15 protein-coding genes are annotated in these 19722 nt (G+C 64.0%); 12 read left to right on the plus strand and 3 right to left on the minus strand.

Annotated features, from left to right (window positions below):
• Positions 1-83: 83 nt before the first annotated feature.
• The 3 genes from hemE (at position 84) to rho (ending at position 3090) form a co-directional block, all read left to right on the plus strand.
• On the plus strand, positions 84-1115 hold the full coding sequence (hemE, locus tag NKH03_RS17120) for a uroporphyrinogen decarboxylase (protein ID WP_352969417.1): 1032 nt from the start codon (positions 84-86) through the stop codon (positions 1113-1115).
• The gene (gene hemJ, locus NKH03_RS17125; protein ID WP_352969419.1) at positions 1115-1651 is read left to right on the plus strand and encodes a protoporphyrinogen oxidase HemJ; all 537 of its coding nucleotides are present in this window, start codon (positions 1115-1117) and stop codon (positions 1649-1651) included. The genes hemE and hemJ overlap by 1 nt, the downstream gene beginning before the upstream one ends.
• A gap of 173 nt (positions 1652-1824) precedes the next feature.
• Positions 1825-3090: a transcription termination factor Rho gene (rho, locus tag NKH03_RS17130; protein WP_352873654.1), complete on the plus strand. Its 1266-nt coding sequence runs from the start codon at positions 1825-1827 to the stop codon at positions 3088-3090.
• A gap of 311 nt (positions 3091-3401) precedes the next feature.
• On the opposite strand, the gene NKH03_RS17135 is transcribed toward rho, so the two are convergent.
• Positions 3402-5420: a thioredoxin domain-containing protein gene (locus NKH03_RS17135; RefSeq protein WP_352969421.1), complete on the minus strand. Its 2019-nt coding sequence runs from the start codon at positions 5418-5420 to the stop codon at positions 3402-3404.
• Between the two features lie 67 nt (positions 5421-5487).
• On the opposite strand from NKH03_RS17135, the gene mnmE reads away from it, so the two are divergent.
• The 5 genes from mnmE (at position 5488) to NKH03_RS17160 (ending at position 11548) form a co-directional block, all read left to right on the plus strand.
• Positions 5488-6819, plus strand: coding sequence for a tRNA uridine-5-carboxymethylaminomethyl(34) synthesis GTPase MnmE (mnmE, locus tag NKH03_RS17140; protein WP_352969423.1), 1332 nt, complete (start codon positions 5488-5490; stop codon positions 6817-6819).
• A gap of 410 nt (positions 6820-7229) precedes the next feature.
• Positions 7230-9110: a tRNA uridine-5-carboxymethylaminomethyl(34) synthesis enzyme MnmG gene (mnmG, locus tag NKH03_RS17145; protein WP_352969425.1), complete on the plus strand. Its 1881-nt coding sequence runs from the start codon at positions 7230-7232 to the stop codon at positions 9108-9110.
• Positions 9107-9739, plus strand: coding sequence for a 16S rRNA (guanine(527)-N(7))-methyltransferase RsmG (gene rsmG / locus NKH03_RS17150; RefSeq protein WP_352874013.1), 633 nt, complete (start codon positions 9107-9109; stop codon positions 9737-9739). The genes mnmG and rsmG overlap by 4 nt, the downstream gene beginning before the upstream one ends.
• A gap of 45 nt (positions 9740-9784) precedes the next feature.
• On the plus strand, positions 9785-10585 hold the full coding sequence (locus tag NKH03_RS17155; protein ID WP_352874015.1) for a ParA family protein: 801 nt from the start codon (positions 9785-9787) through the stop codon (positions 10583-10585).
• Between the two features lie 78 nt (positions 10586-10663).
• Positions 10664-11548, plus strand: coding sequence for a ParB/RepB/Spo0J family partition protein (locus tag NKH03_RS17160; protein WP_352882543.1), 885 nt, complete (start codon positions 10664-10666; stop codon positions 11546-11548).
• 301 nt (positions 11549-11849) lie between these two features.
• Here the strand turns inward: NKH03_RS17160 and holA are convergent, their stop codons facing one another.
• Entirely contained in the window at positions 11850-12893 is a 1044-nt protein-coding gene (holA, locus tag NKH03_RS17165; protein WP_352969427.1) for a DNA polymerase III subunit delta, read from the minus strand.
• Positions 12894-13230: 337 nt separating this feature from the next.
• Here holA and NKH03_RS17170 point away from each other — a divergent pair, with 337 nt between their 5' ends.
• From NKH03_RS17170 to lpdA, 4 genes are all read left to right on the plus strand, one after another.
• Entirely contained in the window at positions 13231-14463 is a 1233-nt protein-coding gene (locus NKH03_RS17170) for a 3-methyl-2-oxobutanoate dehydrogenase (2-methylpropanoyl-transferring) subunit alpha (RefSeq protein ID WP_352882540.1), read from the plus strand.
• A gap of 3 nt (positions 14464-14466) precedes the next feature.
• Positions 14467-15480, plus strand: coding sequence for an alpha-ketoacid dehydrogenase subunit beta (locus NKH03_RS17175; protein ID WP_352969429.1), 1014 nt, complete (start codon positions 14467-14469; stop codon positions 15478-15480).
• Position 15481: 1 nt separating this feature from the next.
• Complete coding sequence (locus NKH03_RS17180) at positions 15482-16891, plus strand: dihydrolipoamide acetyltransferase family protein (protein ID WP_352969431.1); 1410 nt, start codon at positions 15482-15484, stop codon at positions 16889-16891.
• Positions 16892-17147: 256 nt separating this feature from the next.
• A complete protein-coding gene (lpdA, locus tag NKH03_RS17185; RefSeq protein WP_352969433.1) occupies positions 17148-18539 on the plus strand; it encodes a dihydrolipoyl dehydrogenase in 1392 nt (463 codons plus the stop codon).
• 41 nt (positions 18540-18580) lie between these two features.
• Here the strand turns inward: lpdA and NKH03_RS17190 are convergent, their stop codons facing one another.
• The gene (locus NKH03_RS17190; RefSeq protein WP_352969435.1) at positions 18581-19684 is read right to left on the minus strand and encodes a saccharopine dehydrogenase family protein; all 1104 of its coding nucleotides are present in this window, start codon (positions 19682-19684) and stop codon (positions 18581-18583) included.
• Positions 19685-19722: the final 38 nt, after the last annotated feature.

Raw genomic sequence — 19722 nt, forward strand, 5'->3', positions numbered from 1 at the left:
GAACCAACAGACTCTTAGAATCAGAAGAATCTTAGATATAAGAATCTTTGATTATAGAAGAGGCTGGGAGAAGCGAGCGCTCGATGCCCCAGAACCGGATCATGCTGGACGTGCTGAAGGGCAAGGCTCACTTTCCGCCTCCGCTCTGGATGATGCGTCAGGCCGGGCGCTATCTGCCTGAGTATCGGGAGACACGCAGACGCGCCGGATCGTTTCTCGATCTCTGCTATGATCCCGACCTTGCCGTCGAGGTGACCTTGCAGCCGATCGAGCGTTTTGGTTTCGATGCATCGATCCTGTTCTCGGACATCCTCGTCGTTCCGCACGCGCTTGGCCGCGACGTCCGCTTCGAAGAGGGGCGAGGGCCGCTGCTGACGCCGATCACGGCGCCGGAGATTGCGGCTCTGGAAAGCAAGGTGTTTCACGTGAATCTCGAACCGGTCTACGAGACGGTTCGCCGGCTGCGGGCCAAACTGCCCGACGAGACGACCCTGATCGGCTTCTGCGGTGCGCCGTGGACGGTGGCGACCTATATGATCGCTGGCCATGGCACGCCCGACCAGGCGCCGGCGCGGTTGTTCGCCTATCGTGAACCGGCGGTATTCCAGCACTTGCTGAAAGTGCTTGCCGATCATTCGGCCGCCTATCTCATCCGCCAGATCGAGGCGGGTGCGGATGTGGTGCAGATTTTCGATTCCTGGTCCGGCGTGCTCGATGACGCGTCCTTCGACCTGTTCTGTGTGCAGCCGGTGGCGGAGATCGTCAGGCAGGTTCGAGCTGTTCATCCCGATGTTCCGATCATCGGTTTTCCCAAGGGCGCCGGCGCCCGCTACCAGACCTATCGCCAGAGGACCGGCGTAACGGGTCTGGGGATCGACTGGACGGTGCCCTTGGAGGCGGCGAGGGATTTGCAGCGCTTAGGCGCGGTTCAGGGGAACCTCGATCCCTTGCGCCTCGTGGCTGGCGGCAAGGCGCTGTCCGACGGCGTCGAAGCGATCCTGAAAGCGCTGGGAGAGGGGCCGTTGATTTTCAATCTCGGTCACGGCATCACGCCGGAGACGCCGATCGCCCATGTCGAAGCAATGGTGAGACAAGTGCGGAGCGCGACACGCTGATGGCCGAGATGAAAAACGCGAACAGCACCGGTCAGGCGATGATGCGCATGATGTCAGGTATCGCCGTGCTGGCCCTGCTCACCGCGCTTTTGTATTTCGCGGCACCCGATAGTTTTTATCCGTGGGCCAAGGCGATCCATATCCTCGCCGTCATCTCGTGGATGGCCGGCATGCTCTATCTGCCGCGGCTGCTGGTCTACCACGCCGATGCCGAGAAGGGCTCGGTGCAGTCGGAGACCTTCAAGGTGATGGAGCGGCGCCTGCTGCGCGGCATCATCAATCCGGCGATGATCGTCACCTGGGTGTTCGGCCTGTGGCTCGCCTGGAAAGGCTTTGGTTTCCAGGGCGGCTGGCTGCACGCCAAGATCGGGGCGGTGCTTTTATTGTCCGCCGTCCATGGCTATCTGGCCGGCGCGGTGCGCGAATTCGCCGAGGACCGCAACGAGAAGCCCGCCAAGCACTGGCGAATCGTCAACGAGATCCCCACATTGCTGATGATCGCAATCGTCATCCTGGTTGTCGTCAAGCCGTTCTAAGGCTTTCTAGCTCGCAAAACTCAGCTTGCTCTTTCACCAGACCGACGATAAAAGACGGGTCTTCCTTCCCGTCATGCGCCGCCCTTCAATATTTCGGCCGCGCCCGGCATTTGTCGCATCCCGCCGATATTTTCCCAAAGCTTACCCAGACTCCATCTATTCAAGGTCCGTCTATGCAAGAAATGAAACTCGCCGAGTTCAAGAACAAGAAACCGCCAGAGCTGATCGCTTATGCCGAATCGCTCGAGGTCGAGAACGCCAGCGTCATGCGCAAGCAGGAGCTGATGTTCGCGATCCTGAAGAAACTGGCCGCCCAGGAGATCGAGATCATCGGCGATGGCGTGGTCGAGGTGCTGCAGGACGGTTTTGGCTTCCTGCGCTCAGCCAACGCCAATTATCTGCCAGGTCCCGACGACATCTACATTTCGCCGTCGCAGATCCGGCGCTTTTCGCTGAAGACCGGCGATACGGTCGAAGGGCCGATCCGCAGTCCGAAAGAGGGCGAGCGCTATTTCGCCCTGCTCAAGGTCAACACCATCAATTTCGACGATCCCGAGAAGATCCGTCACAAGATCCACTTCGATAATCTGACGCCGCTCTATCCGACCAAGCGGCTGAAGATGGAGATCGACAATCCGACCACCAAGGATATCTCGGCGCGCGTGATCGACCTGGTCGCGCCGATCGGCAAGGGCCAGCGCGCGCTGATCAACGCGCAGCCGCGCACCGGCAAGACGGTTCTGATGCAGAACATCGCCCACTCGATCACCGCCAACCATCCGGAATGCTATCTGATCGTGCTTCTGATCGACGAGCGGCCGGAAGAAGTGACCGACATGCAGCGCTCGGTGAAGGGCGAGGTGATCTCCTCGACTTTCGACGAGCCGGCCGTTCGCCACGTGCAGGTCGCCGAAATGGTCATCGAGAAGGCCAAGCGCCTTGTCGAACATGGCCGCGACGTCGTCATCCTGCTCGATTCCATCACCCGCCTCGGCCGCGCCTACAACACCGTGGTGCCGTCATCCGGCAAGGTGCTGACCGGCGGTGTCGACGCCAACGCGCTGCAGCGGCCGAAGCGCTTCTTCGGTGCCGCCAGAAACATCGAGGAAGGCGGTTCGCTGACCATCATCGCCACCGCGCTGATCGATACCGGCAGCCGCATGGACGAAGTCATCTTCGAAGAGTTCAAGGGCACCGGCAACTGCGAAATCCAGCTCGACCGCAAGGTGGCCGACAAGCGCATCTACCCGGCCATGGACATATTGAAGTCGGGCACCCGCAAGGAAGACCTGCTGGTTTCCAAGCAGGATCTGCAGAAGATCTTCGTGCTGCGCCGCATCCTGGCGCCGATGGGAACCACCGATGCGATCGAGTTCCTGATCGACAAGCTCAAGCAGACCAAGACCAACGCGGATTTCTTCGATTCGATGAACACGTAAGCGGTGGATTCGAGGGCGGACCTGCCCTCGTCAACCTCTGCACTGCCTTCGCGACTTATCGCAAACGTCGGTGCCGCCCCTCATTGCCCTGCCGGGCATTTCTCCCCGTATAGTGACGGGGAGAAAGAAGCTGGCCGCGACGCCGGCACTTTCCTTGCCACGCAGGCTATTTGCGAAACCGTCGATCACAGCGTCCCTCTCCCCGTCCCTATACGGGGAGAGGATGCCGGCAGGCAGGTGAGGGGCGGCACCGGCGCTTGAAACATATGGCGAAGTAGACCTGAGGCAGTCGCCCGTATGTGGCGCCTCGCCTATCGCCGTCGCAACAACTGCTCGAGCTCTCCAGCATCCGCAACCACCGGCAGGCAAACCTGCCCCGTACACAACCACGCACCCGCTCTGTCGGACGGCGGCAGGATTCCGCCGGGCAGCAAGGATCGATTCGCTGCCGTACCGATCGGCACGACAATGTCGACGCGACGCAGGTCCGGGTTTCGATTCGCGACCGGAACGAGCTTCGGATCGTCCGGTTCATCCACGATGACCAGCTTGATCGGCTCAATGGCCAGCGCGCAGGCGTTGACGATACCGGCCTGGCCATAAGCCTGCTGTGCCGCGCGGCCGGCCGCGTGTTCGGCGACTTCCCAAGCTCTTTCTTGCAGCGCAAGATCGCCGGTGGCGGAGGCGAGGCGTACCAGCGCTTCGATGATCTGGCCCGTCGCTGAAGGAATGGCCTCGTCGACATCGCCCCTGATGCGGATCGGCACGTCGGCGCTGTCCGAGGCGGTCAGGTAGTAGCCTGTCCTCTCGGTGTCGGCGTGCCAACGATCGAGCTGCCCGATGAACTGGCTGGCTTGGTCGACATAGCTCCAATCGCCGGATGCTTCGAACAGCGAGATCGCTGCGTTGGTCATGGCGGCGTAGTCGCTCGACAGAGCAGGGAACAATTTCCTAGCGCCGAGCATCGAATGCTGCAAGCGGTCCTCGCGGGCGGCGGCGCTGATATGGGCAAAGGCTTTTGCCGCCGCGTCGATCCAGTCAGGCCGCGCCAGCGACCGGCCGGCCTCGGCAAGCGCTGCAATCATCAGGCCGTTCCAGTCGGTGAGCGTCTTTGCGTCGAGGCCGGGCCTGACCCGCTCTTCCCGGACGGCGAGAAGTTTCGCCTTGAGCGGGCTGAGGTCTTCCCGATCTATCACACTTTGCGTCTGCTGGGGGCGGGTTTGGTGGACGATTGGCTTGCCTTCCCATCCGTGCGGGCTCGACAGGGTGAAGTGTTTGAAAAACAAGGCGGAATCGCCACCGAGAGCGGCTTCTACCTCGTCCCTGCTCCAGGTGTAGAACAGCCCTTCCTCGCCATCGCTGTCGGCGTCGAGACTGGCGGCAAAGGCGCCGCCCGCAACGCGCATTTCGCGCAACAGCCAGTCAACCGTCTCTTCGATTCGCGGCCGGAACAATTCATTACCGCTCGCCGCGTAGGCCCAATTGCAGAGGCGGATCAGCTGGGCGTTGTCGTAGAGCATTTTTTCGAAATGCGGCACCAGCCATTCGGCATCGGTCGAATAGCGGCTGAGCCCGCCGCCGATATGATCGTAGATGCCGCCGCTCAGCATCCGTTCGAGGCTGAGCAGGACGTCGTCGCGATGGCCGGCGTTGCCGTCGCGCAGCCAGGACAGCCAGAGGGTTTGCATGAAGGGCGCATTGGGAAACTTCGGCGCGCCGCGAAGGCCGCCGAGATCTTGGTCGACCATGCCGTCTATGCCCTTTGCAAGCTCCGCCAGCGTCGCGCGGTCGAGCGCTGTTCTCGCATGCGAACCGGCGAGGCGCGCCTCGACATGGGACGTCAGGCCGTCGGCGCTCTGGTTCAGGCTTGCCCTCTTCTCCCGCCACGCCTTGTCCACAGCCTCCATCACCTGGATGAAACCGGAGCGGCCATAGCGCGGCTCGCGCGGGAAATAGGTACCGCCCCAGAATGGCTTGCCGTCCGGGGTCAGGAACATGGTCAGCGGCCAGCCGCCTTGCTCGCCCATCGAGGAGAGTGCGGCCATGTAGATCTGGTCGATGTCCGGCCGCTCCTCGCGGTCGACCTTGATATTGACGAACAGACGGTTCATGACGGCGGCGACGCCGTCGTTCTCGAAGCTTTCGTGCGCCATGACATGGCACCAATGGCAGGCGGCATAGCCGACCGAGAGCAGGATCGGCCTGTCCAGTGCCTTTGCCTCTTCGAGCGAAGCCGGCGACCAGGCCCGCCAGTGCACCGGATTGCCGCTGTGCTGCTGCAGATAGGGGCTGGCTTCTTCGGCAAGCAGGTTTTGGGCGGGTAGCGTCACGATGGGCAAACTCGGTTGGGAGTTGTCATATGGACGTAGAGCTAGGGCGGTTCGGCAGAGCGGGCAAATGATTTCAGTCGATTCCATCGTTGCGTTATCAAGCGGTCGGCTGCCGGCCGGCGTCGCCGTCATACGTATTTCAGGCCCGCAGACTCGATTCGTAGTCGAAACAATCGCCGGCGCTATGGTTAAGGACCGCGCGGCGGTTTTGCGCAGGTTGCGGGCACCCGATGGGACAGCGCTGGATACGGGCTTAGTTGTCTTCTTTCCGGGGCCGGGCAGCTTTACCGGCGAGGATGTCGCGGAATTCCACGTCCATGGCGGGCGCGCCGTGGTGGCCAGGATGCTGGAGGTGATCACCTGTTTCGACGGCGTCAGGCACGCCGAATCCGGCGAATTCACGCGCCGCGCCTTCCTCAATGGCAAGGTCGACCTGGTCGAGACCGAGGCATTGGCTGATCTCGTCAATGCCGAGACCGAGGCGCAGCGGCGCTTCGCGGTGCAAAGCGCCGAGGGTGTCCAGAGCGAACTCTATCTCGGCTGGCGGCGCAGGCTGATCCACGCCCGCGCCATGATAGAGGCCGAGATCGATTTCGCCGACGAGGACGACGTCCCCGGTTCCGTTTCGGATACGGTCTGGTCCGATGTCCGGACGATGATCGGTGAAATCGATCGGCACATCGCCGGGTTTCGCGCTGCCGAGATCATTCGCGACGGCTTTGAGGTCGTTATCCTTGGTGCGCCAAATGCCGGTAAGTCGAGTCTGTTCAACGCCCTGGCGCGGCGGGATGCCGCTATAGTAACGGATGAACCTGGCACGACGCGGGATCTGCTTGAAGTGACACTTGATCTTCAGGGGCTGCGCGTCAGGCTTACGGATACGGCCGGGCTGCGCGAAGCCCCTGGCAAGGTCGAGGCGATCGGCATCGAGAAGGCCAGGGCGAAGGCACATGGCGCCGATCTCTTGCTGCTGCTTCAGGACGTCGCGGATCCGAGGCCCATCGGTTCGCTGCCGACCGGGGCCCCGAGCTTGCGCGTCGGCACCAAGATCGATCTCCCGGAGAGTCGCGCGGCAAGCGATGCGGCCGGGAGCTATGATCTTGTCATCTCGGTGAAGAACGGGACCGGCGTGGAGGCATTGCTGGCCGAAATCGGTCGGCGTGCCGCGGAGGCGGCCGGCAACGCCGGCGATATCCTTCCGTCGCGCCTGCGCCACGTGGAATTGCTTGGCGAGACCAACCGCCATCTGCTTCGCGCCACCGACGGTCGGGCTGTCGGACAGGAATTGCGCGCCGAGGAACTGCGGCTCGCCGCCGACCGCCTCGGCCGAATCGTTGGCGCCATCGACGTCGAGGATATGCTGGACGTGATTTTCTCGCAGTTCTGCATTGGGAAATGACTCACGTGAATAGCGGGTCGAGTACGATGCCAACATTGCCTGTGACTCACGTGAAACATATCGACGGGCGTCGGCGCTGCCCCTCATTGCCCTGCCGGGCATTTCTCCCCGTATAGTGACGGGGAGAAAGGAGCTGGCGGCATCGCCGGCGCTTTCCTGCAACGCTGGAGATTGGCGAAAGCGGCGAAGACATCGTCCCTCTCCCCGTCACTATACGGGGAGAGGATGCCGGCAGGCAGGTGAGGGGCAGCGCTGACCAGGGGTGTCTCGGTCGCGCGATGACTCACGTGAAACGCGCGCGACAGCAGGTTCAAGGCTGTTTCACGTGAAACGCATCGCGGAGTTTTCTTGACAGCATCGCCCTACGGGGACATGTGTCCCTCATTCATTTGAGTCAGGGACGTTTGGAAATGACCGATCACTATGATGTGGTTGTGGTGGGCGGCGGCCACGCGGGGTGCGAGGCGGCGAGCGCGGCCGCGCGCGCGGGTGCGAAGACCGCGCTTGTAACGCTGCGCTTCGACACGATCGGGGTGATGTCCTGCAATCCGGCGATCGGCGGGCTCGGCAAGGGCCATCTGGTTCGCGAAATCGATGCCATGGACGGCCTGATGGGTCGGGTGGCGGATGCTGCCGGAATCCAGTTCCGCCTGCTCAATCGCCGCAAGGGTCCCGCGGTGCGCGGACCGCGCACCCAGGCCGACAGAAAGCTCTATCGCCTTGCCATGCAGGAAGCGATTCGGCAGCAGAACGACCTCGACGTGGTCGAAGGCGAAGTTTTGGACTTCGACATCGCCGATGGCCAGATAGCGGCCGTTCTCCTGGCCGACGGCCGACGGCTCGCTTGTGGGGCGGTCGTTCTGACGACCGGAACGTTTCTGCGCGGGCTTATCCATATTGGCGAGAAGAAGATTGTCGCCGGCCGAATGAACGAGCAGGCGAGCATCGGACTGTCGGCGACGATGGGTCGCGCGGGCTTCAAGCTCGGCCGGCTGAAGACCGGCACGCCGCCACGGCTCGATGGTCGGACCATCGATTGGGCATCGCTGGAAAAGCAGGCCGCGGACGTGGATCCGGTGCCGTTTTCGCTGATGACCGACCGCATCGAGACACCGCAGATCGATTGCGGCATCACGCGCACGACGACGGCCACGCATGAACTGATCCGCGCCAATCTCGGTCGCTCCGCCATGTATTCCGGCTCGATCGAAGGCGTGGGTCCGCGCTATTGTCCGTCGATCGAGGACAAGATCGTCAAGTTCGGCGACAGGGACGGCCATCAGATCTTTCTCGAGCCGGAAGGGCTCGACGACGATACGGTCTATCCCAACGGGATTTCGACCTCGCTGCCTGAGGATGTGCAACTCGATATCCTCAAGACCATTCCGGGGCTGGAGGGATCAGTCATGCTGCAGCCCGGCTATGCCATCGAATATGACCATGTCGATCCGCGCGAACTGCATCAGACGCTGGAGACGAAGCGCATCGGTGGTCTTTTCCTCGCCGGGCAGATCAACGGCACGACCGGCTATGAAGAGGCGGCCGGGCAAGGCCTGCTCGCCGGCCTCAATGCGGCACGGCGCGCGTCAGGCAGCGAGCAGATCGTGCTCAGCCGCACCGAAGCCTATATCGGCGTGATGGTCGACGACCTGACCAGCCGCGGCATCAGCGAACCCTACCGGATGTTCACCTCGCGGGCCGAGTTCCGGCTGTCGCTGCGCGCCGACAATGCGGACGAGCGGCTGACGCCCTTGGCCGCGAAACTGGGCATTGCCTCGACGCAGCGGATGCAGCGCTACGAGAGTGTCATGCGGCGCCTCGATGAGGCGCGAGAGCTGGTGAAGTCGCTCACCCTGACCCCCAATGAAGCGGCGCGGCATGGGTTGGAGATCAACCGGGACGGCGTGCGCCGCTCTGGCTACGAGTTGCTGTCCTATCCCGACGTCGATGTGGCCTGGCTGGTTCGTGTCGATCCACGTTTTGCGGAAATTGACGCCAGGACGGCGGAACGCCTTGAAACGGAAGCGAAATATTCCGTCTATCTGGATCGCCAGAAGACCGATGTGGCGCAGATCCGGCATGAGGAGAGCCGGTTGATCCCTGAAACAGTCGATTTCGCCGGTGTGCCAGGCCTGTCCAACGAGTTGAAGCAGAAGATGCAGGCGCGACGGCCGCGCTCCATCGCCGATGCCCAGCGCATGGAAGGCATGACGCCGGCGGCGCTGGCGATCATTGTCGCGCATGTGCGCCACGCGGAGAGCGCCCAGCGCCTGCAAAAGGATGTTGCGTGAGTTCTTTTTCCCTAGAGAGCCTGCAAGACGCGGCAGGCCCGGTTTCACGTGAAACATTCGATCGGCTGGTGGCGTTCGAGCAGTTGTTCCAGAAATGGAATCGCAGCATCAATCTCGTTGCGCAATCGACGGCTGGCGATGTCTGGCGGCGCCATATCCTGGACAGCGCGCAGTTGGCGCGAATCGAGCCTCGGGCGACGCGCTGGGTCGATCTCGGTTCGGGCGGCGGATTCCCAGGCCTTGTCATGGCTTTCCTGCTTGTTGAGCGCGACGGCGCCAGCATCGATCTGGTTGAAAGCAATCGTAAAAAAGCATCCTTCCTGCAGGCTGTCGTCGGGCAGTTCAGCCTGCCGGCGCGGGTCGTGGCGCGCCGCATCGATGACAGCCATGCGCTTGTTTCGACACCGCAAATCGTCACGGCGCGGGCGTTGGCCTCGCTTTCGACGTTGCTGGACCTGTCGGCGCCCTGGCTGACGTCAGGCGCGCGCGGCCTGTTCCACAAAGGCCGGGATTACCGCGCCGAAGTGGAAGAAAGCGTTCACCGATGGTCCTTCGATCTGGTAGAACATCCAAGTGTGACCGACGCCAGCGGCGTCATCCTCGAATTGTCGAACTTGCGACCTGTCTGATCTGCTCCAGGCGACGACTCAAAAATGAATTTCTGGCATAGACCCATGATGAAGAATGGCCCCCGAATCATCACCGTAGCCAACCAGAAGGGCGGCGTCGGCAAGACGACCACCGCCATCAACCTGGCGACCGCGCTGGCCGCGATCGGCGAACAGGTGCTGATCGTCGATCTCGATCCGCAAGGCAATGCCAGCACCGGCCTCGGCATCGACCGCAAGGATCGGACGGTCTCGTCCTATGATGTGCTGACGGGGGAGCTGGAACTGGAAGCCGCAGCCATCCCGACGGCGGTGCCTGGCCTGTCGATCGTGCCGTCGACGCTCGACCTGCTCGGCATCGAAATGGAAATAGCCTCGGCGCCGGACCGGGTGCTCAAGCTGCGCAATGCGCTGCGCGCCGCGACCGAGCGCGGGGCGCCCTTCGGCTATGTGCTGATCGATTGCCCGCCTTCGCTCAACCTTCTGACGTTGAATTCAATGGCAGCCGCCGATTCTGTCCTTGTGCCGCTGCAGTGCGAGTTCTTCGCGCTGGAGGGCCTCAGCCAATTGCTGGAGACGGTCGAACAGGTGCGTCGCTCGATCAATCCGGACCTTATTATCCAGGGCATCGTGCTGACCATGTATGACGGCCGCAACAATCTCGCCAACCAGGTGGTGCAGGATGTTCGCGCGCATATGGGTGACAAGGTCTATGAGACCGTCATTCCGCGCAATGTGCGTGTGTCCGAGGCGCCGTCCTACGGCAAGCCGGCTATCCTCTACGATCTGAAATGCTCGGGCAGCCAGGCCTATCTGCAGCTGGCGTCGGAAGTGATCCGCCGCGAGCGTAAATTGCGCGCCGCTTGATTGGATCGGATGCATGGCTAAAAACCAATTCGATACCGAAACGATCGCTTCTGGAATAGACGGGGCTTTGGAACAAAGATGAGCGACGACCTTTCGAGAAAGAGACTGGGCCGCGGGCTGGCAGCACTGATCGGCGAGATCGACCGTCCGGAAGCACCGGAAAAGCCTGGCATGAGCGCCGACGGCAAGGTCCCGATCGAGTTCCTGACCCCCAATCCGAAAAATCCACGCCGCCATTTCGGCGACGCCGAGCTGACGGACCTTGCCCAGTCGATCCGAGAGCATGGTGTCGTCCAGCCGGTGGTGGCGCGGCCGTCGCCGACACAGGCCGGCCGCTACGAGATCATCGCCGGCGAGCGCCGGTGGCGCGCGGCGCAGCGCGCCGGGCTGTCCGAGATCCCGGTCATCATCCGCGAGGTCAACGACCGCACGGCGCTGGAACTGGCGATCATCGAGAACGTGCAGCGCACCGACCTCAACGCGGTCGAGGAGGCGCTTGGTTATCAGCAGCTCATCGACGAGCACGGCTACACCCAGGCCGATCTCGGCCAGGTGATCGGCAAGAGCCGCAGCCATGTCGCCAACACGCTGCGGCTGCTCAAGCTGCCGGACGTGATCCGCGACATGCTCGTCGACGGCGCGCTGTCGGCGGGGCACGCCCGCACGCTGGTGACGGCGGAAGATCCGGCCGGCCTTGCCAAGCGCATCGTCGAAGAGGGACTTTCGGTACGCCAGGCCGAAGCACTGGCGCAGATGCCGGCCGGCGGCGCGAAGGAGGCCAAGCCGGCGCCGAGTCCGGAGCAGAAAGACGCCGACACGCTGGCGCTGGAGAAGCTGTTGACCGATACGATCGGCATGATCGTGTCGGTCGATCACAAGGGCAAGGGCGGCGTGCTGCGCATAGCATATCGGTCGCTTGAGCAGCTTGACGAACTGTGCAGACGGCTGAAGCAGGAGCGGTAATTAGCCGGCGCATTATTGGCAACTGTTGGACTCCCGAGAGTAGGCGCTCCCGCGCACGGACTCCTCTCATCCCTTGCATTTGGAGCGTTTGCGCTGCCCCTCACCTGCCTGCCGGCATCCTCTCCCCGTAAACGGGGCGAGGGACGCTGTCATCGGCGACTTCGCCCAATCGTCCGCCTTGCAAGAAGGGCGTCGGCGTTGCGGCCAGCGTCTTTCTCCCCGTCACTATACGGGGAGAAATGCCCGGCAGGGCAATGAGGGGCGGCGCTGACATCGATAGTCAGCGGCCTGCCTCAACGAACTACCTCTGCGCCAGCCGGCTGCTTTCCACGGCGATACCAAGCAGCGCCTGTCTTGCCAGCGCCACGGCAAGATCGGGCCGCCGTCGTGTCTGCAGGACCGCCGTCTGCAGCCGGGTCAGCGCACGGCCGAGCGCGTCGGTGTTCCAGCGCTCCAGCGCCTTCTCCACCAGCTTGCGGCGCGAGAAGAAGACCGGCGGCCGGGCGGCGGCAACGACGGACGCTGCATTGCGGCCGCCCGAATCCATCTGGCCGCGCATGACCTGGATTTGCTGCAGCTGCCGCATCGCCGAGGACAGCACCAGGAAGGGCTGCCCACCGGACTGGCAATGGCGGGTGAAGGCGGTATCGAAGTCGCCGATCTTGCCTTCGAGCAGCGCGTCGACCGCGTCGTCGAAAGAGGCGCCGGACACGTCGCCCGACATCGCCTTGACCTCTTCCAGTCCGATTTCCTGCTGGCCGTGGGCGTAAAGAATGAGCTTTTCGATCTCGCCGCGCGAGGCCAGCCGGTCGCCGCCAAGATTGCGGCGCAGCGCCTGTCTCGCCTCCATGGTCATCGACATGCCGGCCTTGCGCAGTTCGTCGTCGATGACGGCGTCGATGTCGCGGGCTTCATCGGCGTAGCATGGCAGCGCCATGGCGTTGTCCGCCGCCTCGACGATGGCGCGCAGCCCGACGCCCTTCTTGAGGTCGCCGGCCTCAATGAGAATGATCGCGTCCCGCGCGGGCTCCGCCGTCAGCGCCTTGACGTCGTCGGCCAGCGCCTTCTGGCCGCTGGCATTGCGCACCCAGAGCAGCCGCCGGTCTGAAAACATCGGCACGGTGCGGGCTTCGTCGAGCAGGCGGCCCTCGTCGCGGTCGACCTCCGAGCCCTCGAGCCGGACCACCGAGAAGGGATCATCGAGCGGCAGGCCGGTCTTGCCGGCAAAAGCCTTCGCCCGCTCCGAGACGAGGCCGCGATCGGGACCATAAAGCAGGACAATGGAGATGCGCTGGTCCGGCCGCGCCAGCCACCCATCGACCTCGTAAGCTTTCTTCTGTGCCATGGCGGGTTGGTTAGCATGATGCGGGGGCGGGGTGAACGACGATTGGCACTGACCGCACTTTTCCTTCTCCCACAAGGGGAGAAGGAAGGCTGCTAGGCTCTGCCCCCTAAATCGCCTTATCTGGCGACAAACCCAGCCCAACCTTCCCCTTAATTGCGCTTCACCGCCCAACATCGACAAGAAATTTCGGCGACATATCTTCATCCTGGTGCGCGGGAGGCTAGATCGGCCGGCGCGTCCGGGACCGACTTGCGCAGGCTTGCCCGACGAATTCGCACTGGTCTGGCCGTGCAGATATGCAACTATCCGCGCCAGGCAACATTGGAGGACAAAGGTCATGGCCGATGCTGGGATGTTGCGGTTTCACGTTCCGGAGCCGGAAGTGCGGCCGGGCGGAACGCCTGACTTTTCCAATGTGCCGATCCCGAAGGCCGGCTCGGTGCCGCGCCCCGAAATCTCTGTCGATCCGCGCGCGATCCGCGATCATGCCTTCTCGATCATCCGCGTGCTGAACCGCGCCGGCGAAGCCGTCGGCCCTTGGGCCGGCCTGCTTTCCAGCGACGAGCTTTTGGCGGGCCTGCGCCACATGATGACGCTGCGAACCTTCGACGCCCGCATGCAGATGGCGCAGCGCCAGGGCAAGACCTCGTTCTACATGCAGCATCTGGGCGAAGAGGCCGTGGCTTGTGCCTTCCGCAAGGCGCTCGAACCCGGCGACATGAATTTCCCGACCTACCGGCAGGCCGGCCTGCTCATCGCCGACGGCTATCCGATGGTCACGATGATGAACCAGATCTATTCCAACGAGGCCGACCCGCTGAAGGGCCGGCAATTGCCGATCATGTATTCGTCGAAGGAGCACGGCTTCTTCTCGATCTCCGGCAATCTGGCGACGCAGTACATCCAGGCGGTTGGCTGGGCGATGGCCTCGGCGATCTCGAACGATTCGAAGATCGCCGCCGCCTGGATCGGCGACGGCTCGACGGCCGAGTCCGACTTCCATTCGGCGCTGGTGTTCGCCTCCACCTACAAGGCGCCCGTCGTGCTCAACGTCGTCAACAACCAGTGGGCGATCTCGACCTTCCAGGGCATCGCGCGCGGCGGCTCGGGCACGTTCGCCGCCAGAGGCCTTGGCTTCGGCATCCCGTCCTTGCGTGTCGACGGTAACGACTATCTCGCCGTCCATGCGGTGGCCAAATGGGCGGCGGAGCGGGCGCGCAGCAATCTCGGGCCGACGCTGGTCGAATATGTCACCTACCGCGCCGGCGCGCATTCGAGCTCGGACGACCCGTCCGCCTACCGGCCGAAGACCGAATCCGACGCCTGGCCGCTTGGCGATCCGATCGTGAGGCTGAAGAACCATCTCATCGCGCTCGGCGTCTGGTCGGAGGAGCGGCACGCGCAGGCCGAGGCGGAGATCCTCGACACGGTGATCGCGGCGCAGAAGGAAGCGGAAAGCCACGGCACGCTGCATGCCGGCGGCAAGCCGTCGACGCGCGACATGTTCGAAGGGCTCTACGCCGAAATGCCGCCGCATCTGCGGCGCCAGCGCCAGCAGGCGGGAGTCTGAGCCATGCCGAGACGGACCATGATCGAGGCCATTCGGGACGCCATGGACGTGTCGATGGCGCGCGACGACCGCGTCGTCGTGTACGGCGAGGATGTCGGCTTTTTCGGCGGCGTCTTCCGCTGCACGCAAGGCCTGCAGGCCAAATACGGCAAGAGCCGCTGCTTCGATACGCCGATCAGCGAATCCGGCATTGTCGGCTCGGCCATCGGCATGGCGGCCTATGGCTTGAGGCCGTGCGTGGAGATTCAGTTTGCCGACTACATGTATCCGGCCTACGACCAGCTGACCCAGGAAGCGGCGCGGCTGCGCTACCGCTCCAACGGCGATTTCACCTGCCCGATCGTGGTGCGCATGCCGACCGGCGGCGGCATTTTCGGCGGCCAGACGCACAGCCAGAGCCCGGAAGCGCTGTTCACCCATGTGTCCGGACTGAAGACGGTGGTGCCGTCCAACCCGCATGACGCCAAGGGGCTTTTGATCGCGGCGATCGAGGATCCGGACCCGGTGATCTTCCTGGAGCCGAAGCGGCTCTACAACGGTCCGTTCGACGGCCATCACGACCGGCCGGTGACGCCATGGTCGAAGCACGAGCTCGGCGAGGTCGCCGACGGCCACTACACGGTGCCGCTCGGCAAGGCGGCGATCCGGCGGGCGGGCTCGGCGATCACCGTGCTGGCCTACGGTACCATGGTCTATGTCGCGCAGGCCGCGGTCGAGGAAACCGGTATCGATGCCGAGATCATCGACCTCCGGACCCTGCTGCCGCTCGACCTCGACACCATCGTGGCTTCAGTGAAAAAAACCGGACGCTGCGTCATCGTGCACGAGGCGACGCTGACCTCCGGCTTCGGCGCCGAGCTGTCGGCTCTGGTGCAGGAAAACTGCTTCTACCATCTGGAGGCGCCGGTGGCGCGGGTCGCCGGCTGGGACACGCCCTATCCGCATGCGCAGGAATGGGACTATTTCCCCGGTCCCGCCCGTGTCGGCCGCGCCCTCATCGAAACCATGGAGGCCTGACATGGGCGAGCACATCATCAAGCTGCCCGATGTCGGCGAGGGTGTCGCCGAGGCCGAGCTCGTCGAATGGCACGTCAAGGTCGGCGACATCGTGCGCGAGGACAGCGTGCTTGCCGCCGTCATGACCGACAAGGCTACGGTCGAAATCCCGTCCCCCGTCGATGGCGAAATCCTGTGGCTGGGCGCCGAGATCGGCGACACGGTGGCGATCGGCTCGCCGATCGTGCGGCTGAAGGTGGCGGGCGAGGGCAATGCGGAGGGTGCGGGGCCGCAAGAAGCTGAAGCGGGCGCCAAGAGCACCCCCACCCCTAACCCCTCCCCACAAGGGGGAGGGGGACGCGTTTCAACCACGAAGGCCGACGCCAAGTCAGCCACATCCAAGAATGCGCCAAGAACCACGGGCGCCAGGGAATCAGATACCGGTATACGGGTGGCAGAGACCGAGTCCCCCTCCCCCTTGTGGGGAGGGGCTAGGGGTGGGGGTACTGCGCCGACATCCGCAGTTGTCGGGGCTGTCGGCGCGCCGCGTCCCGAAGGCGAAAAGCCGCTGGCCTCGCCGGCTGTTCGCCTGCGGGCGAAGGAGGCCGGCGTCGATCTGAGGCAGGTTGCGGGAAGCGGCCCGGCCGGTCGCATCGGTCATGAGGACATCGAGGCTTTCCTGGCACGCGGACCGCGGGTTGCCGGGGCACCGGGCCTCGCTCGCAACGATGCCGTCGAGGACATCAAGGTGGTGGGCTTGAGGCGCAAGATCGCCGAGAAGATGACGCTGTCCAAGTCGCGCATCCCTCACATCACCTATGTCGAGGAGATCGACGTCACCGCGCTGGAAGATTTGCGCGCCGCGCTCAACAAGGAGAAGCGCCCGGGCGTGGAGAGGCCGAAGCTGACGCTGCTGCCGTTCCTGATGCGGGCGATGGTCAAGGCGATATCGGACCAGCCCAATCTCAATTCGCTGTTCGACGACGAGGCCGGCGTCATCCACCAGCATGGCGGCATCCATATCGGCATCGCGGCCCAGACGCCGTCGGGGCTTGTGGTGCCGGTGGTCAAGCACGCCGAGGCGCGCGACATCTGGGAATGCGGCACTGAGGTCGTCAGGCTGGCCGAGGCGGCCAAGTCCGGCACGGCGACGCGCGATGAGCTGTCCGGCTCGACCATCACCATCACCTCGCTCGGCGCCATGGGCGGCGTGGCGACGACACCGGTCATCAACCATCCGGAAGTGGCGATCATCGGCGTCAACAAGATGATGGTGCGGCCGGTGTGGGACGGCACCCAGTTCATCCCGCGCAAGATGATGAACCTGTCGTCCAGCTTCGACCATCGCGTCATCGACGGCTGGGACGCGGCGGTGTTCATCCAGCGCATCAAGACGCTGCTGGAAACGCCGGCGCTGATTTTCGTGGATTGAGGGGGATGGTGTTGATGGCGATGCTTAAGACGGATCGTCGGAAGTTGCCGGCGTTGGAATGTGGGCTCCCCCTTCTCCCCTTGTGGGAGAAGGTGTCGCCGAAGGCGACGGATGAGGGGTGTTCCAGGGAACGCCAACGCCTCACTCCGCTGGAACACCCCTCATCCGTCTCGGCGCTAACGCGCCGATCCACCTTCTCCCACAAGGGGAGAAGGGAAAGGCGCGCGGCGACCTTCGCCGAAAGGAAGCAGCCGTCATGAAAGAAATCTCCTGCAAGCTGCTCGTCATCGGCGCCGGTCCCGGCGGCTATATCTGCGCCATCCGTGCCGGGCAGCTCGGCGTCGATACGGTGATCGTGGAAGCCGGCAAACCGGGCGGCACCTGCCTCAATGTCGGCTGCATCCCGTCCAAGGCGCTGATCCATGCGGCGGAAGAGTTCGTGAAGGTCTCGCATATGGCCGGCGGCAAGAGCCCGCTCGGCATCTCGGTCACAACGCCGAGGCTCGATCTTGCCAAAACAGTCGCCTGGAAGGACGGCATCGTCAGCCGGCTCAACAGCGGCGTCGCCGGACTGCTCAAGAAGGCCGGCGTGAAGACCGTGCATGGCTGGGCGACCTTTCGTGACGGCAAGACGGTCGCGGTCGAGACCGAGACGGGTAGCCAAGTGATCCGCGCCGAGGCGATCGTCATCGCCACCGGCTCGGCGCCGGTCGAACTGCCGTTCCTGCCCTTCGGCGGGCCGGTGATTTCGTCCACCGAGGCGCTGGCGCTAAGCGAGGTTCCAAAAAAGCTCGCGGTGGTCGGTGGCGGCTATATCGGGCTGGAACTCGGCATTGCCTTCGCGAAAATGGGCGCCGAGGTGACCGTGGTCGAGGCCTTGCCGCGCGTGCTGGCGCTGTATGATGCAGAGCTTACCCGACCGGTGGTCAAGCGGCTCAACGCGCTCGGCGTCGAAATGATGACCGGTGCCAAGGCCAAAGGGGCCAAGGGCGACGCGCTGCTGGTCGAGACGTCGGACGGCAAGAGCGCCAAGGTCGCCGCCGACAAGATCCTGGTGACGGTCGGCCGCAAGCCGGTGACCGAAGGCTGGGGGCTCGAGCAGATCGACCTCGATAGGACGGGCACATTCATCCGCATCGACGACCAGTGCCGCACCTCGATGCGCGGCATTTTTGCCATCGGCGACGTCACCGGCGAGCCGATGCTGGCGCACCGGGCGATGGCGCAGGGCGAAATGGTCGCCGAGATCGTTGCCGGCCACAAACGCAACTGGGACAAGCGCTCCATTCCCGCCGTCTGCTTCACCGATCCCGAGCTGGTGACGGCAGGCCTGTCGCCGGAAGAGGCCAAGGCGCTCGGCGGCGAGCTCAAGATCGGCATGTTCCCGTTCGCCGCCAACGGCCGCGCCATGACGAAGCTCGGCGAGGACGGTTTCGTCCGCGTCGTCGCGCGGGCCGACAACCATCTGGTGCTCGGCATCCAGGCGGTCGGGCAGGGTGTGTCGGAACTGGCGGCGGCCTTCGGGCTGGCGCTCGAAATGGGCGCAAGGCTGGAGGACATCGCCGGCACCATCCATGCCCATCCGACCCAGGGCGAAGGCTTCCAGGAAGCAGCGCTGAAGGCGCTGGGGCACGCGCTGCATATTTGAGGGGGTGTGATCTCCCCCCTCAAGGGGGGAGATTTACGCGTTCAGCTCGCGAGCCGGCTAACCATCTCATGTTGCGCATAGGCGCGGCCGAAGCGGTTGGCGAGGAAGGCGTCGAGGGCGATGTCTTCCTGCTTGATGAAGCCGGTCGCCGGCAGGCTGCCGTCGGCCAGCATGTCGAGCACGGCACAGATCCCGGAAGCGGTGGTGATCTGGATGGCGCTGCGCACCGTGTCGCCAATGCGCTTCGAGTAGATCTTGTTGGCGTAGGTCTCCTGCAGCAGGCGGCCGTTCTTGCGGCCCGAGACGGTGACGAAGACGATGACCACGTCCTGCAGCGTCGCCGGCAGGGCGCTTTCAAAGATGTCCTTCAGCACATCGCGGCGGTGGCGCAGGCCAAGGTCGTTGAGCAGTGCCTTCATGATCGCGGCGTGGCCGGGGTAGCGGATGGTGCGGTAGTTCAGCGTGCGCACCTTGCCCTTCAGCGTCTCGGCCAGCGTGCCGAGGCCGCCGGAGGTGTTGAAGGCCTCGTAGGTGACGCCATCGAGCGAGAATTCCTCGCGCTCCTCCAGCGGCGGCACTTCGACCAGCTCGCCCTCGACGATCGCTTCGCAGGGCTCGCAATATTCGTTGATGACGCCGTCGGTGCTCCAGGTCAGATTGTAGTTCAGCGCGTTGGACGGGTATTGCGGCAGCGCGCCGACGCGCATGCGCACGCTTTCCAGCGTGTCGAAGCGGCTGGCGACGTCGTTGGCGACGATCGAGATGAAGCCCGGCGCCAGGCCGCATTGCGGGATGAAGGCGCTCTTGCCCGAACGCGCCAGTTCCTTGACCCGGCGGGTCGAGACGACGTCCTCGGTGAGATCGAGATAGTGCACGCCGGCACTTGCCGCCGCCTCGGCGATGCGCGTGGTCAGGTGGAAGGGGGCGGCACTCAGCACCGCGAACTTGCCGGCGAGGGCCGCTTCCAGCGTGCCGGCGGCTTCGATGTCGAGTTCCAGCGTCGCAACCGTGGCCGGCAGTTCGGCGGCAGCGAGCTGCTCCGCCGAGCGGTCGACGAGCGTGACCTGATAATCCCCGGTGGCGGCGAGCATCTCGGCAATGGTCGAGCCTATCTTGCCGGCACCGACAACGACAATTTTCTTCATGACCGATCCCTCGCGTCTTTTGCATCTCGTTGTCCCAA

Source organism: Mesorhizobium sp. M1406 (assembly GCF_040317555.1).
Classification (GTDB): domain Bacteria; phylum Pseudomonadota; class Alphaproteobacteria; order Rhizobiales; family Rhizobiaceae; genus Mesorhizobium.

What these genes read in the sequence shown, in the direction of transcription:
- hemE (WP_352969417.1), top strand. Translation starts at nt 84, where the DNA reads ATGCCCCAGAACCGGATCATGCTGGACGTGCTGAAGGGCAAGGCTCAC.
- hemJ (WP_352969419.1), top strand. Translation starts at nt 1,115, where the DNA reads ATGGCCGAGATGAAAAACGCGAACAGCACCGGTCAGGCGATGATGCGC.
- rho (WP_352873654.1), top strand. Translation starts at nt 1,825, where the DNA reads ATGCAAGAAATGAAACTCGCCGAGTTCAAGAACAAGAAACCGCCAGAG.
- mnmE (WP_352969423.1), top strand. Translation starts at nt 5,488, where the DNA reads ATGATTTCAGTCGATTCCATCGTTGCGTTATCAAGCGGTCGGCTGCCG.
- mnmG (WP_352969425.1), top strand. Translation starts at nt 7,230, where the DNA reads ATGACCGATCACTATGATGTGGTTGTGGTGGGCGGCGGCCACGCGGGG.
- NKH03_RS17155 (WP_352874015.1), top strand. Translation starts at nt 9,785, where the DNA reads ATGATGAAGAATGGCCCCCGAATCATCACCGTAGCCAACCAGAAGGGC.
- NKH03_RS17160 (WP_352882543.1), top strand. Translation starts at nt 10,664, where the DNA reads ATGAGCGACGACCTTTCGAGAAAGAGACTGGGCCGCGGGCTGGCAGCA.
- holA (WP_352969427.1), bottom strand. Translation starts at nt 12,893, where the DNA reads ATGGCACAGAAGAAAGCTTACGAGGTCGATGGGTGGCTGGCGCGGCCG.
- NKH03_RS17170 (WP_352882540.1), top strand. Translation starts at nt 13,231, where the DNA reads ATGGCCGATGCTGGGATGTTGCGGTTTCACGTTCCGGAGCCGGAAGTG.
- NKH03_RS17175 (WP_352969429.1), top strand. Translation starts at nt 14,467, where the DNA reads ATGCCGAGACGGACCATGATCGAGGCCATTCGGGACGCCATGGACGTG.
- NKH03_RS17180 (WP_352969431.1), top strand. Translation starts at nt 15,482, where the DNA reads ATGGGCGAGCACATCATCAAGCTGCCCGATGTCGGCGAGGGTGTCGCC.
- lpdA (WP_352969433.1), top strand. Translation starts at nt 17,148, where the DNA reads ATGAAAGAAATCTCCTGCAAGCTGCTCGTCATCGGCGCCGGTCCCGGC.
- NKH03_RS17190 (WP_352969435.1), bottom strand. Translation starts at nt 19,684, where the DNA reads ATGAAGAAAATTGTCGTTGTCGGTGCCGGCAAGATAGGCTCGACCATT.